Annotated in this window: 14 protein-coding genes; 7 read left to right on the forward strand and 7 right to left on the reverse strand. The window is 39.7% G+C overall.

Translation table 11 applies throughout. The features are described from left to right. Window positions 1–6: 6 nt before the first annotated feature. The gene (locus B9A18_RS19335; RefSeq protein ID WP_084291190.1) at window positions 7–909 is read right to left on the reverse strand and encodes an AraC family transcriptional regulator; all 903 of its coding nucleotides are present in this window, start codon (window positions 907–909) and stop codon (window positions 7–9) included. A gap of 185 nt (window positions 910–1,094) precedes the next feature. On the opposite strand from B9A18_RS19335, the gene B9A18_RS19340 reads away from it, so the two are divergent. The 5 genes from B9A18_RS19340 to B9A18_RS19360 all read left to right on the forward strand — a co-directional run bounded on the left by B9A18_RS19340 (window position 1,095) and on the right by B9A18_RS19360 (window position 6,590). Beyond that, window positions 1,095–2,414, forward strand: a complete 1,320-nt coding sequence (locus B9A18_RS19340; protein WP_144009549.1) for an alpha-L-fucosidase — start codon at window positions 1,095–1,097, stop codon at window positions 2,412–2,414. A gap of 96 nt (window positions 2,415–2,510) precedes the next feature. After that, on the forward strand, window positions 2,511–3,740 hold the full coding sequence (locus tag B9A18_RS19345; protein WP_084291192.1) for an enolase C-terminal domain-like protein: 1,230 nt from the start codon (window positions 2,511–2,513) through the stop codon (window positions 3,738–3,740). 9 nt (window positions 3,741–3,749) lie between these two features. After that, a complete protein-coding gene (locus B9A18_RS19350; protein WP_084291193.1) occupies window positions 3,750–5,393 on the forward strand; it encodes a sodium:solute symporter in 1,644 nt (547 codons plus the stop codon). Between the two features lie 4 nt (window positions 5,394–5,397). After that, window positions 5,398–5,814, forward strand: a complete 417-nt coding sequence (locus B9A18_RS19355) for an L-rhamnose mutarotase (RefSeq protein ID WP_084291194.1) — start codon at window positions 5,398–5,400, stop codon at window positions 5,812–5,814. An 11-nt stretch (window positions 5,815–5,825) separates the two neighbouring features. Then, on the forward strand, window positions 5,826–6,590 hold the full coding sequence (locus B9A18_RS19360; RefSeq protein ID WP_084291195.1) for an SDR family NAD(P)-dependent oxidoreductase: 765 nt from the start codon (window positions 5,826–5,828) through the stop codon (window positions 6,588–6,590). A 28-nt stretch (window positions 6,591–6,618) separates the two neighbouring features. Here B9A18_RS19360 and B9A18_RS19365 read toward each other — a convergent pair whose 3' ends face one another. The 3 genes from B9A18_RS19365 to B9A18_RS19375 are packed head-to-tail and all read right to left on the reverse strand — an operon-like array spanning window position 6,619 to window position 10,048. Beyond that, the gene (locus B9A18_RS19365; RefSeq protein WP_084291196.1) at window positions 6,619–7,383 is read right to left on the reverse strand and encodes an SDR family NAD(P)-dependent oxidoreductase; all 765 of its coding nucleotides are present in this window, start codon (window positions 7,381–7,383) and stop codon (window positions 6,619–6,621) included. Window positions 7,384–7,441: 58 nt separating this feature from the next. After that, window positions 7,442–7,825, reverse strand: coding sequence for a helix-turn-helix domain-containing protein (locus B9A18_RS19370; RefSeq protein WP_084291197.1), 384 nt, complete (start codon window positions 7,823–7,825; stop codon window positions 7,442–7,444). Window positions 7,826–7,840: 15 nt separating this feature from the next. Next, window positions 7,841–10,048: a PAS domain-containing sensor histidine kinase gene (locus tag B9A18_RS19375; RefSeq protein ID WP_159452701.1), complete on the reverse strand. Its 2,208-nt coding sequence runs from the start codon at window positions 10,046–10,048 to the stop codon at window positions 7,841–7,843. 154 nt (window positions 10,049–10,202) lie between these two features. On the opposite strand from B9A18_RS19375, the gene B9A18_RS19380 reads away from it, so the two are divergent. Beyond that, window positions 10,203–10,874 carry a DUF6629 family protein gene (locus tag B9A18_RS19380; protein ID WP_084291199.1) on the forward strand — a complete coding sequence of 224 codons (672 nt, stop codon included), beginning with the start codon at window positions 10,203–10,205 and terminating at the stop codon, window positions 10,872–10,874. Window positions 10,875–10,961: 87 nt separating this feature from the next. Here B9A18_RS19380 and B9A18_RS19385 read toward each other — a convergent pair whose 3' ends face one another. After that, window positions 10,962–12,044: a pentapeptide repeat-containing protein gene (locus B9A18_RS19385; protein WP_084291200.1), complete on the reverse strand. Its 1,083-nt coding sequence runs from the start codon at window positions 12,042–12,044 to the stop codon at window positions 10,962–10,964. 147 nt (window positions 12,045–12,191) lie between these two features. Further along, window positions 12,192–12,953, reverse strand: a complete 762-nt coding sequence (locus B9A18_RS19390) for an SGNH/GDSL hydrolase family protein (RefSeq protein ID WP_084291201.1) — start codon at window positions 12,951–12,953, stop codon at window positions 12,192–12,194. A 415-nt stretch (window positions 12,954–13,368) separates the two neighbouring features. On the opposite strand from B9A18_RS19390, the gene B9A18_RS19395 reads away from it, so the two are divergent. Beyond that, on the forward strand, window positions 13,369–14,265 hold the full coding sequence (locus B9A18_RS19395; RefSeq protein WP_084291202.1) for a universal stress protein: 897 nt from the start codon (window positions 13,369–13,371) through the stop codon (window positions 14,263–14,265). A 33-nt stretch (window positions 14,266–14,298) separates the two neighbouring features. Here the strand turns inward: B9A18_RS19395 and B9A18_RS19400 are convergent, their stop codons facing one another. After that, on the reverse strand, window positions 14,299–14,808 hold the full coding sequence (locus B9A18_RS19400; RefSeq protein ID WP_144009550.1) for a hypothetical protein: 510 nt from the start codon (window positions 14,806–14,808) through the stop codon (window positions 14,299–14,301). Between the last annotated feature and the right edge of the window lie 5 nt (window positions 14,809–14,813).

Here is a 14,813-nt window from a genome sequence, read left to right on the forward strand (position 1 = left end):
GACTTTCTATCTTAAAACACAATTAGCAAGTCTGTATTGCTCTGGTGATATACCCATTAATTTTTTAAATAAACGAGAAAAATAATAAGGATCATCATATCCCAAACTCAACGCAATATCTTTAATCTTAGTGGTTGAACTATAAAGCAGAGCACAAGATTTTTGAATCTTTAATTGAATAAAATATTCCATTGGAGAAGTACCTGTCGACTTTCTGAATAAATTGGAAAAATGAGAAGCAGACAATTGATAACGGACAGCAAAATCTTCCACAATAAATCGTTCTTCCAGACTATCACGCATAAAGACAATCGTTTCTCTAATCATATCTTTATCATCAGTATCTAAAAAATGTCGTTCGGGATAGAGAAAGGTGGATAAAAAATGATATAGACACATATTCGCATTATTCAGATTATCCCGGCTGTAACCCATTTCCAAAGATTTGTACATTTCGCTCCATATTTGAAGTCCTTTCTCGTTATATGGAATATCCCTGGGGCCATCAGTAATAGAAATATTCAACATGGTATTGAAAGCATCCATGTCCGCTCCACAATAATGTACCCAGAATATGGTCCATGGCAACTCCTCATCAGCTCCATACTTAAGGTATTTTGTAGTGGCAGGAATATGAAAAAATTGCCCGGGGCAAACCTCATATCTTCTATTATCTATTTCATACCAACCCTTTCCGTGTAGACAATAGATAAGAATATTGTCATCACAGCCTTTTCTCCGCTCCCTAAAATGCCCCAAAGCCTTAGGGAAATAACCGATATGAGTAATAAAAATTTGGTTTAATATAGTCGTGGATCCCAAATTCCTATAAACCATCCCCGGTAAACTAATCAGTTTCTGACCTTCAAATCCATCTCTAATCTTTGGTTTCTTTATACTAGCTGACATTTGTCCTTTCGGTTAATATTGATGCAAATAAATGTTTTGCTATGATACAAAAACTATTTGAACAATTGATAAGTTCTAAATTCTCAGTTTAATCGAATAATCCATTAAAACAGCCACATAATTCATTGTACGGAAAAGCGAAAGATTATATTTTTGATTTAACCACAAACCTAAATCAATTGAACATGAAACATTTATTCAATTTATTAATTCTCCTTTCCCTATCCTATCAAACTAAGGCTCAAACCAGCGGTGTAGATCCTGCCATTAGAACTTCAAAAGCCACTATGGATAATTTTATGGACCTGCGTTTTGGTCTGTTTATCCACTGGGGCCCTGTAACCCTACGTGGTACCGAAATTGGGTGGAGCAGAGGAAATGAAGTCTCTACCAAAGAGTATGATAATCTATACAAGGAGTTTAACCCAACATTATTTAGTGCAGACAAATGGGTTAAAACGGCAAAAGAGGCCGGTATGAAATACCTAACCATAACCTCCAAACACCATGATGGCTTTTGTTTATGGCCGACTGCTTTTTCAGCATATAACATTATGAATTCTCCTTATAAAAAGGATATTGTTGGTGAGTTGGCCAAAGCCTGCAAAAAGTATGACATTAAATTCTGCATTTACTTTACAGTGCTGGATTGGCATGACCCAAATTATCCTATGCGCAACGCAGGTGCAAAAGACGCTGATCCAAAAGCAGATATAAGTAAATTCGTAGCAACGATGAAGAACCAGCTTAAGGAAATTATAATCCAATACAAGCCTTATATGCTTTGGTTTGATGGCAATTGGGAGCATCCATGGAAAAATGAGTATGGCGTAGAGATTTACAGCTACTTAAAAAAGATAGATCCGGATATTATCATTAACAACAGACTTGGAGGTGGTAATTCTGGAAGTCATCCTAAATTATCCCCTGAAATTGTGGGTGATTTTGCTACCCCCGAACAAAAGATCGGAGAACTCAACATGCAATCCCCGTGGGAAACCTGTATGACCATTTGTAACCAATGGGCCTGGAAGCCAAATGATAAGCTAAAAACATTAAAAGAATGTATCCAGACTTTAGCAAAAACTTCCGGAGGCAATGGAAACCTGCTATTCAATGTTGGCCCAATGATGGATGGTCGAATAGAAGAACGCCAAGTTACCAGGCTTAAAGAAATGGGAGATTGGCTAAAAATCTATGGAGAAAGTATTTACAACACCAAAGGCGGGCCTTTTAAGCCGAACAACACCTTTGCTGCAACACGCAAAGGCAATAAATTATATATCCACGTTTTTGAAAGAAAAACTGCTGAGTTAATACTTCCGTCACTAGCTGGCGTAAAAGTTAACACTGCTTATTTGTTAAAAGGCAGTAAAATCAAGTTTAGCCAGGATGCCAGCGGTGTTATTACGCTACAATTACCTGAACAATTACCAAACATTGATGACACCGTGATTGTACTGGAATTAAATTCCAATGCTGAAAATATCCCGGTAATTTCCTGAAAATCAGAAATGATATTATAAAAAAAAGTCGAATAATCCATTAAAACAGCCGCATTATTCATTTGATGGAAATTAGAAAGCTTAAACGCAGAACCAATGATTAAAAAGATTCAGATAAACGACGCAAGATTCCCCTTAGGTAAAGGGGCAGGAAGTGATGCTATTCACCGGGATCCGATATATTCTTATGCAGTAACCAACCTAATAGATGACAGCGGTCATATCGGAACCGGATTTGCTTTTACGCTTGGCGAAGGAAATGATCTGGTATGTAAAGCTGCAGCCTTTTATGCCAAACAGCTAAAGGGTAGAGATATTGAAGAACTGATGGCTAATTTCGGCGCTGTATTCAATCAGTTTGCCAACGAACAGCAATTTAGATGGCTAGGCCCGCATAAAGGAGTTGTTCATTTAGCTTTAGCTTCTGTAACCAACGCTTGTTATGATTTATGGGCTAAAAAGAGAGGCGTTCCCCTATGGAAGTTATTGACTGACCTGACTCCACAAGAAATCGTCAATACCCTTGATCTCTCCTACCTTGAAGATGAATTGACCACAGAACAGGCCCTGCATTTGCTTCAAAACAATCAGCCTGGCAAGTCAGACAGGTTTCAGATTATAGAAAAGGGCTACCCAGGATACGACACTTCGATCGGCTGGTTTAACTATTCAGATGAAAAGGTACGTGAAAACTGCAGGAAAGCTGTAGCCGAAGGCTTTACCGCCATGAAACTTAAAGTTGGCAGCGCTGATCCCGAAAGAGACATCCGCAGGGCCCATATTGTTCGTGAAGAGGCCGGTGATGACATCAAGGTAATGCTGGATGCTAATCAGCAATGGACCTTACCACAGGCGCTTAAAATATGTAAAGATCTACAAAGTATGAACCCTTATTGGATAGAAGAGCCTACCCATCCGGATGATATACTTGCCCATGCTACGCTTGCCAAAGCAATTGCCCCAACAAAACTTGCCTTGGGGGAGCATGTACCTAACCGCATTATTTTTAAAAACTACCTGCAAACAGGTTCAGCAGGTTTTATACAGGTAGATGCAGTAAGAGTTGGGGGTATCAGCGAGTTTATTACCGTTAGTTTGTTATGCCGTAAATTCAATATCCCGGTAGTACCGCATGTGGGTGACATGGGACAGTTGCACCAACACCTGGTCTTGTTTAACCACATTGCTATGGGACATGAGGCTTTATTTTTAGAACACATCCCCCATTTACAACAGCATTTTGTACACCCTGTGAAAATAGAAGGCGGTGTTTATAAAACACCAGTAGAACCAGGTAGCAGCTGTGACTTAAAATCATTAAACTAGTTACGAAAAATGTTAAAATCCCTCGACTTAAGCATCACCATCTTATATATCCTCGGCATTCTGGTTATAGGCCTTTGGGCAGGTATCAGCCACCGCCGTAAAAGCAAGGCCAACGCTGCCGGCGAATACTTCCTGGCCGGTAAAACATTAAAATGGCCAGCCATAGGCCTGGCGCTTTTTGCCACTAACATTTCAACCGTGCATTTGGTAAGTTTGGCACAAAGTGGCTTCGACAGCGGTTTACTGAATGGAAACTTTGAATGGATGGCGGCGTTTACACTTATTCTGCTGGCCCTATTTTTTGTTCCTTTTTACATCAAATCCGGCGTAGCCACTTTACCTGATTTTCTGGAAAAACGATATGATCGTTCCAGCCGAGACTGGCTGGCTGTAATCTCTGTAGTTTCGGCCATCATTATACACATTGCCTTCTCTATGCTGGCAGGAGGTATTGTCCTCAAAACCTTGTTTGGATTGAATATGTATGTAAGCATTATAGTAATATGCATCATAACTGCTATCTACACGATCATAGGCGGATTAAAAGCTGTAGTCGTAACGGAGTCCATACAAACTGTAGTACTGCTGGCAGGGGCCTTTATTATCAGTTATGCGGCGTTCGACAAAATGGGCGGTTGGGACTCCATGACAGCAGTATTAAAGAGCAATGGCGAAATGGATAAATTATCCATGCTACGCCCGCATGGCGACAGTAGTGGAATGCCATGGTATAGCATACTATTAGGTTATCCTATATTGGGGATATGGTATTGGTGCGCCGACCAAACCATAGTGCAGCGCGTACTGGGTGCTAAAGATGAAAACCATGCCAGAGTAGGCCCTTTATTTTGCGGATTTATAAAAATACTACCGGTATTTATCTTTGTTTTACCGGGTCTGTTTGCCTACACCCTTTCAAAAACAGGGCATCTGGACATCAGTAGTTTGGGATTGGATGATAAAGGCCATGTAAATTCTAAAGGTATTTATACACTAATGATCACGCAGCTATTACCATCAGGCTTAGTCGGCGTACTAGTGGCTGCACTATTGTCCGGCTTAATGAGTCAGGTTTCGGGCGCCTTAAACTCCATCTCTACGATGGTGAGTTATGACATGTATCAACGATATCGCCCTACGGCGTCAGACAAACAACTGATCCGTGTGGGAAAAATATCGGCAGGTATAGCCCTAATTTTTTCACTTGGCTTGCTGCCTCTGTTGAACAGATATGAAAGTATATTTAGTGGGATTAACGACATCATTGCCCATATTGCCCCTCCTATTACCTGTGTATTTTTACTAGGCGTATTCTGGAAAGGGGCCTCAGCGCCGTCAGCAAAGCTAACCCTATGGATTGGATCTGCACTGGGCGTTATTGTATTTGCAATTAATAAACTATATCCTGAATCATTTATCGGACATATTCCATTTATGATGATGGCCTTCTATCTATTCTGTGCCTGTGTAAGCATACAAGTATTTTTCTCTTACGTGTATCCAGTCCAACACACTGCAGAAAGTGCAGAACTTTATTGGAAATCCCCCTGGGAACCGCTACAAGGCAAGGCATGGAGTGGCATTGGAAATTACAAATTTTTATCAGCCATGTTGTTAACGGTAACGGCCGTATTATACTACTTATTCAGATAACATAATGAAAAGATACATGATCACAGGATTGCTTATAGCTGCGCTTTTTGCCGGATGCAAAGAGGAAATTAAACACACTCCAGTAAAACGATTTGGTTCGATCACCGGATTGAAGCCTGAAAAATTGGCTTATTATAAAGATCTTCATGCCAACGCATGGCCCTCTGTATTAAAAAAAATCAAGGAGTGTAACATCCAAAACTACTCCATTTACCTGCAAAAAATAGATAGCGCTTATTATCTTTTTAGCTATTTCGAGTATAAAGGACAGGATTTTGATGCGGATATGAAAAAGATGGCTGCAGATCCGGAAACACAACGCTGGTGGAAAGAAACAGATCCATGTCAGCAACCCCTGCCTGAAGCAGTCGCAAAAAAAGAAACCTGGACTAATATGGAAGAAGTATTTCATACCAATTAACGCTCAATTCTATGCAGTTATTAACAGATAAAATCATCTTCCTCACGGGAGGATCTATGGGGATTGGCCTTGAATGCGCCAAAGCATATGCTAGAGAAGGTGCAATCGTTGTTGTAGCAGCACTACCCTGCAGTCCGATAGCCGAGGCAATAGATATTTTAGGTCCAAAGCATTTTGGTGTAGCATGCGATGTATCAAAAGCCATTGATGTGGAACAAGCTATCCAAAAAACTATAGCCAAATATGGAAGAATAGATGCTATACATAACAATGCCGGCATTGCATCACCATCAAAACCATTGGATCAAACCAGTGATGAGGAATGGGAACAATTGATGAATGTAAATTTAAGAAGCGTTTTATATACAGCTCGTTATGGATTAGAAGAACTTAGAAAAACCAATGGTTCTATTTTAAACACAAGTAGCCTGGTGGGCGATATAGGACAGGAAAACCATGCGGCATATGCGGCAACAAAAGGGGGAATGAATGCATTGACCAAATCAATGGCCCTAGACTATGCTGCTGATAAAATACGGGTAAATGCAGTTATGCCTGCGGGGGTATGGACACCGATGTTGCGCAAATGGAGTAAAGAACAACCCAGCCCGGTTTCTATTGAAAACTATCTGGATGAGATTCACCCTCTGGGATATTGCCCGGAGGGTGATGTCATTGCAGATGCTTGTGTTTTCTTACTATCTCATAAGGCCAGGTTCATTACCGGAACTACATTATCCGTTTCCGGCGGTGCTGAACTTGGGTATAGAAGGTAATCCTGTATAGGATGGCAAGGGTAAATACTTACAAAAACATACCTCCTGAAGCTTCAATGCGTTGCGCATTAATCCATCTTGCATCCTCAGTACACAAAAAGGCTACTACACCGCCGATATCATCAGGCAAACCAACTCTGCCTAAAGCAGTTTGGGAAGATAACACTGCATTCATCTGCTCATTATCACGCACTACACCGCCACCAAAATCGGTCTCGATAGCCCCAGGAGCAATAATGTTCGACCTAATCCCTCTTGCGCCCAATTCTTTAGCCTGATATCTCGTTAAGGTTTCCATAGCACCTTTCATAGCGGCATAAGCAGCATATCCAGGGATAGAGAAACGAGCCAAGCCTGAAGAAACGTTGATAATTCCACCGCCATCATTTAGAAATGGTAAGGCTTTTTGTGTCAAAAAGAATGGACCTTTAAATTGGATGTTAACCAGATTGTCAAATTGCTCATCAGTGGTTTCGGCGAAAGATGTATGAATACCTATACCTGCATTGTTGATTAAGAAATCAAATTTCTCAGCATTGAAAACTGATTTAAGAACGGATTCTACTGCTGTAAAAAATTCATGGAAAGTTTTCATATCAGCAACATTCAATTGTAAAGCTGCTGCTTTAACACCAAGCTTCTCAATTTGCTTAACAGTATCTTCTGCTTCTTCCTTTTTTGATTGATAAGTTACGATGACATCAATCCCTTTGCCTGCGATTTTTAGTGCAGCGTTCCTTCCTAACCCACGGCTACCGCCAGTTACTAAGGCAATTTTATTTTGTGTTTCCATTTTCTATTTATTGATGGGGCAAAGCTAGATGGAATCTACCCTAAAAAATGGTGACAGTTTAAGTTAATGACTTGAAATAATCTTCACGATACTGTTTTGGTGTCTGCCCTGAGAAATGTTTAAAGAACTTTGTGAAGTTAGACGGATCATAGGTTAGTGTCCTGGCAACCTCAGAAATTTTCATATCACGGTTTTGTAACATAGATTTTGATATTTCTATAAGCCGTTCTTCTATGAAGTAGCACGGTGAATGTCCTGTCGCAGACTTGATTGTGTTGCTAAAGTGGGTTGGGTGAACATGAACCAGTTCCGCAAAATCTCTAACTTCAAATATTTCTACAGCCCTTCCAGATCGAATATCATCAGCATGTTTATCAAGTGCGGTCAAAAAATCAGCAGCAATCTCTTGTCGGCGGCCAAAGAACTTCTGCGGAAGTTTCATAAAATGATATTTTTTCTACTCAGGTATTGTAAAATAAAAGGTCGTTCCAATACCTTCATCACTTTCCACCCATAGCTGCCCATGATGCTTTAATACAAAATCATAACAAAGGCTTAATCCTAAGCCTGTTCCTTTTTCTCCTGAAGTTCCATAGGTAGTATAATTAGAGTTCTTGTAAAAAAGCTCCGTTAACTTATCCTTAGGGATTCCCTGACCGGTATCTTTAATACAAAACTTAACTCCTTTATCATCACCCACAGCTTTAACGGTCACCATCCCTCCAGCATTAGTAAATTTAACTGCATTGGAGAGCAGATTACGGATAATGGTCTCCAGCATGGCCGTATCTGCATGAAGTAAAAATTCTCCTTTAACACTTTGTACAATTTCAATATTTTTCTTGACCGCCATTGGCGAAATGGTTTGGATACATTTACCTATCAGATTTGACAGATCTTTTATCTCCACCGGGTTAAAACTTACTGCATTAAACTGCAATTTTGCCCAGGTCAATAAGTCTTCAAGCAAATTATTTGCATTAGAAAGTTCCCGCTTCATCATCGAAAGATAGCTGTGTACATCATCGGCTGAACTAGATTCGAAATCTGCTAAAGTAAGATCCAAAAGCTGTAGACTTCCCGATATTGGATTCCTCAAATCATGCCCGATAATAGAAAGCAGCTTATTTTTCTGTTCATTGGAAGCGGTTAATTCTGTATTTAAAGCTTTAAGTGCATTTTCATGAAACTTTCTTGTGGTTACATCCCTCATACTGCCTTCTGTTCCGGTAATAGCACCATTTTCAACAATCAATCTGGCATTCACGGATGCATAACGCAATTCTTCATTCTTGGTTTTTAACCGGACTTCAAAGTCAATCACAGAACCATTGATTCTGAGGTTCTCTATAATCCTTTCACGGTCCTGAGGATAGTAATAAAAGTTCGACACTGGTTTTCCTATAATCTCTTTACGATGGTAACCCGAATGCTGCTCTATTGAAGGACTGATCTCCCTAACCAATCCCTCCTGATCAGTCTGGTAGAATACATCCTGAACATTCTCAAAAATAGTACGGTATTTTTTCTCACTCAATACCAGATCATTTTCTATCTCCTTTCTTTTAGTAATGTCCTCTATCTGCGAAACATAATGTAAAGGGTGGCCTGAGCTATCATAAAGCATAGTGGCGGCAATTACTACCCAGATAGGATCACCGTTTTTATGGATATATCTTTTTTCGAGTTTCTTCTCTCCAATTCTGGCTAATGCTAAATCATTTAAAACATCAATGCTATTGGCCAGATCATCAGGGTGGGTAATGTCCTGTATACTCAGCTGTTTCATTTCCTCTTCTGAATAGCCAAGAATCTGACACAGACTTTTATTCACTCTTTTCCATTGCCCTTCAGGGCTGATTAAAGCCATACCAATTAAAGAGTGTTCAAAGGCTTGCTTAAATTGCGCTTCACTTTGATAAAGCTCTTCCTCTAATTGCTTACGTTTTGTGATATTAAACGCGATGGCACCAACCATATCCCCTTCGCTTCCCGCATCCGGAAAAGGAAATTTATAAGTCTTATAATATTGTGGATGTCCATGCTCATCTCTGACAGTTTGATGAAACACTTTATTGTGCCCGAATTCCAGGACATCCATATTATTAAGCTGTCCATCTCTGGCAATATCCAATCCGAATATTTCTTCGTTGCTCTTTCCGATAACATCTTTTGTGAGATGAAGCGTATCAAAAAAACACTTGTTGGCAAATTTTAAAATATCATTACTATCGGTAATCCAGCAAAGTCCGGGCAACTCATCCATAAACAACTGGAACCGTTTTTCATTAACGACCACAGTCCTTTTTCCGGTAACATCCTCACTGTACATCATCATTCCTCCAATTGCACCATCCTCTGCCAGCCAGTGCCGCACTTCCCATTTCAGCCACATCACTTCTCCGTCAGCACGCTCAAATTTATCTTCATCGCATTGTTGATCTACCCCTTGCAGGCAGGCATTATGTATTGTTTTCCATCGATCAGTAATTTCAGGAAAAATCTCATAGTGAGATTTCCCGATCAGTTCTTTATTTTCCAGACTATAAAAGCTAATCCATTTTTCAGACACAGCCAGGTAACGCATATGGATATCCGTAATAGCCATTGGCACCGGAGCAACAGCGATGATACTTTTTAAAGAATTAGGGAGATGATTCATCATATTTTTGGTAGAAAAGCAATCATTAAATTGCATTAGGAAACCAAATATACAAAAACCTTTTTTCCAATGAATTTCCAGCAATAGTAAACTTTTGTTACACCCGGGCGTTTCTTTACTACCTGATGAATTTTCCTCAGAGCTAAAGAAGTAGCTGATGTGTTTTTCCGCTCCGGCGAGTTTTGTGGCAGGTGTCGGCCTGCTGTTGGTGGGCACGGTTGCGCTGGTTAAGGCAAAAACTTCTTCACAATATGTACTGGCTTGTATTCCGATCCTTTTTGCGGTGCAACAAGTTATTGAGGGTCTGTTGTGGCTGGCACTTTCCCAGGCTGCCTATGCGCGGTGGAGTGACCTGGCAATGTACCTGTTTCTGGTCTTTGCCCAGATTGTCTGGCCCATATTGGTACCCTTGTCTATGCTGTTGTTCGAGAGAGATCCCCTTAGGAAGAAAATTTTGTTCTGCTTTTTTGGCGCAGGTGTACTGGCGGCGCTGTATCTGGGCTATTCACTATTGTACTTTGAGGCCTCGGCAAGAATAGAGGAACACCATATCAGATATTCACTTGATTTCCCTTTTCAGAGCAAACTCCTCAGGGGCATCCCCTATATGCTGGCAACGGCCATTTCACCATTTGTTTCGAGTAACAAATGGCTCAGGCTCTTGGGCTGGGGGCTTGTGGTCTCCTATGTGTTCACGGCAATCATCTATATGGATTATCTTACTTCTGTATGGTGCTACTTCGGGGCGATCTTGAGTATGCTGATCCTTTTCATCATCTTAAAGCTGAATTCGGAAAATTTAAAAACTATGACCACCCCATATCCTTGACCTAAACAATAGGATTGTTCAGGCACTTTTAAAACAGTAATTGTCTGCAACCTGTATATTTGATTATAGATATAATTTATTTCCTCTTTAAGGTACTAACAACCTGATACCACTTAAATCTGCTTTCCCATTTTTCAGAAATTCATAGGTCATCCGATCCGCTTGACAGTCAACAAAGCGGATTCGTTTCAAACTATTGTTCTTAAAGAATGTATTAATAAGCATTGCATTCTGAATTGTAACCCTGTTAAAGGCGCAATTTTCAAAATAACAGTCCTCCAATGTACCATCAAAAGCTATATCGTCAATCTGCATTCCAATAAAAGAAGTACGATTCCACGCAGCATTTGCGATCGTATTATCTACGAAGGCTCCAGATTTAAACCGCACACCGGTAAAATTGGAACCAGAGAAATCGCAGCCTTTAATATGGCTTTCTAAGAATTCAGCTTCCTCCAGTGAACAGTCCTTAAATAAATTATTAGCTAAGCTGGAACTCTGAATCTGGCAGCTGCTGAAGTCAGAACTTGAAAAGTCACAACTATCAACGTGATTGCTTTTCAGAAGATTCGCTCCGCTAAAATTGGTACCGGAGAAATCGCAACCTTTGAGATAGCTCTTTGAAAATTCAGCTTCTTTCAGTGAACAGTCCTTAAATAAATTGTTTACTAAGTTGGAACTCTGAATACGGCTCCTGCTGATGTCAGAATTCGAGAAGTCACAGCTTTCAACATTATTACTTTTTAGCAGAAGACCCGACATATCTGAACCGATAAACAGACAGTGCTTTATGTTTGATGAACTGAATTTGTCTTGCAGATTTTTCAACCCGGAAAAGTCAGCGTCAACCCAGTTTCCGCCTGACATATCCCAGTTAGGCTTTTTCTCCGGCTTTGCGGCGGGCAATTCAGCGGATCGTTTAGCCAATGGCTCAAGAGCTGCAACCTCAGTTGCCTCAGTTTGGGAGCTTTCTGAAAAGTAGTTAAGATCAACACTCAGAATTTCCGCGAGACGGTTAAAAGTAGTGATATCTGGCATTGATTCTCCCCGTTCCCACTTTCCGACTGCCTGAGGGCTAATGAATAGCCGCTCGGCAAGCTGGGCCTGAGAGATATTTAGTTTCTTTCGTCCTTCGGCAATTTTACTGCCGATCATTTTAGTATTTAACATAAGTATCTTTTATTTATTTTTTCGATACAACAAAGGTATTTGGATGTACTTCCAGAATCAAAAAGATACAAAAACTTATAGTTGTATTCACGCTACTTATGGTTGTTATTGACAACTATGAGTAGCATAAATAGAATTTCCGTCATTTTATTTAAGTACCTCAAGCCAGGCATTGGCCATTAACTGTGCGCCAGCAGGACTAGGGTGTACGCCATCTCCGGTCCAGTGCTTACCCGGGGCTCTTTTCCCGGCGTCATCAAAAACCTTCTGAAGGGGAATCCAGGCAGCTTTAAATTCCTTAGCGATTTCCAGTGCTGCAACCCGATATTCATTAAATTCAGGGTACCAGGTATCATCAACTGCTTTAACCTTGTTTACGGCAAAAGGCTCGGCAATGATCAGTTTCACATCCGGCAGCTTCTCTCTGGTTGTATCCAGCAACTTTCTAAAGGCATCCTGATAAACTTTCGAGGTGCCACTGTATTTTCCGCTATGCTTATGCCAATAATCGTTAACGCCGATTAAAATGCTCAGTACAGTTGGTTTCAATTCTAAACATTCCTTATCCCATCGTTCAGCGAGTTGGTAAACTTTATTCCCACTGATCCCACGATTGTAGATCTTCAGGTTTTTGTCCGCATGTTTATTCAACAGTTCACAGGCCGCTAAAAAAGCATACCCCCTGCCCAACGCCGCTGCATTATTAAAATCATTACTATCTCTGCTTCTTCCGGCATCAGTAATAGAATCTCCCTGAAATAAAATGATATCATTTTCGGACAAAGCAATCTTTGCCTTTTTTTCAGTCGGGGCCGCTGATAATAACGCCGGACTTACTAAAGATATTAATCCACCAACCGAAACTGTTTTAAGAAAAGTCCTCCGCTCGTTTTTTATTGTCATATCCATATGAGAAATATTAATTTGTTATTTTAAGGTTATTTATTCGGTTCAATAGCAACTGGCTATATTTTAGTAAAAATTACTAGTCCCATAAAATTACTATTTCCAACATCAATATTTCTCCACCTGATTATCAAGACCATCAACAATCTTATCTAAAAAATTTTACTGGACATCACAATAAAAACCAGTGTGTTCCTAGCCGGAATGATTGTTGGGTATAAAGTTATTATCTGATGAAGATATAAATGTTTTACAAAAGAGACGTTTTTTTTTAGAAGAATTGCTCAAATAGGTCGAAATCAGAACAACGGAGTTAGATGATATTGGGATCAGATTTTATTTAGCACAAGATCAAACCTTTCATTTGATAATTTGTAATACATACAGTTCCGGCAAAAAAAAAACAGGAATTTGTATCATGGAAGGTTCAGGAGGAATTAGCAGTGAAGAAACGGTAAAACTGAAAAATGATCATACAAAAACAATCCTGATTTTTACCGATTTTTCCAATGCCTCCCTAAATGCTGCAAATTATGCCGCCGCTTTAACCGCGCAGTTGCATTGTTCGCGTCTACTGATATGCTATTCAGAACACGTTCCAACCACTATGGAAATGCACTTACAGAATATTAGACTTGCAGAACAGGAACATCAGAGAAATTTAACTCAACTGAGAACTTTAAAAAAAGAGCTTCAAATCCGGGTGAGTAAGCAAGTAGTTATTGATACCTATATCGACCAGCGGCCACTAGATGAAATAGCCAACGACTTTAACAGGAATCAGTCTGCCGGACTTATGGTAATGGGCATAGCAGGAAAAAGCAGACTGGAGCAAACTTTCGTTGGCAGTAATACCATTCGTGTTGCCCGCACCTCGACTATTCCGTTATTAATTATACCCGAACATACAACATTCAGAAAAATAGAAAAGGTTGTATTTGCATGTGACCTGAAAAAGGTGTCGAAAATTACCCCTGCCCTTGCCATAAAGCGAATAATACACAGACTTGGCGCAAAATTATCTATCTTAAATGTAGACCATAATGAAGAGCACTTTCATCCCTATACCATAGCCGAAATTACTCATATGCACCAATTATGGGACATTGAACAGCCTGAGTACTATTATACGAACAATAAAGATATTGCCAAAGGAGTAATGGACTTTTCAAATGAACATCAAATGCAAATGGTCATTGCAGTAACCAAAGAATATGGTTTTTTTGAGCGCATATTTCACAGTAGTCTAACAAGAAAACTAGCCTATAATATACATTTACCGTTATTACTATTTAAGGAACGTAAACCTATATGATAAAGGCCCCATACTGGGGCCTTTATCATATTTTTAATATTTTCCGTGACCTTTACCACCTTTATTTTCTTTCCATTTACCTTTTCCTGCATCTTTTCCATACATTTTTTTTGCTTGTCCGGGAGGCATTCCATGAGGATGACCTTTAACCACATAGTAACGTGGATCGTCACTATAGCGAATCAGCTTTTGATCGTGTCTCTTTTTATATTTTGCATAGTAAACCCTATCATGATCAAAATTACGATAAGCATCCCTTGAATTAATGACTACTTTATATCCGTTATAAAAATCATAATTCCTATATCTTGAAGGTAATGAAGCTGCAAAAATCCATCTACCATTATTCAGATAAATGAATTGTCTTTTAGGTACATAATAATAACTCTCCACATCCGGGAGGTAATAATAATCCACATGGTCGTAACCAACAGGTCCCCATAAGGGTTGTGATCCGATGTTTACGTTTATACTCACTTGTGCTGATGCTCGGAATGAAATTAGGCCAATTACAACAAGAAGAGTTAAAAATATCTTTTTCATAAGTA

It is taken from the genome of Pedobacter nyackensis, from assembly GCF_900176505.1.
In the GTDB taxonomy this organism is placed as follows: domain Bacteria; phylum Bacteroidota; class Bacteroidia; order Sphingobacteriales; family Sphingobacteriaceae; genus Pedobacter; species Pedobacter nyackensis.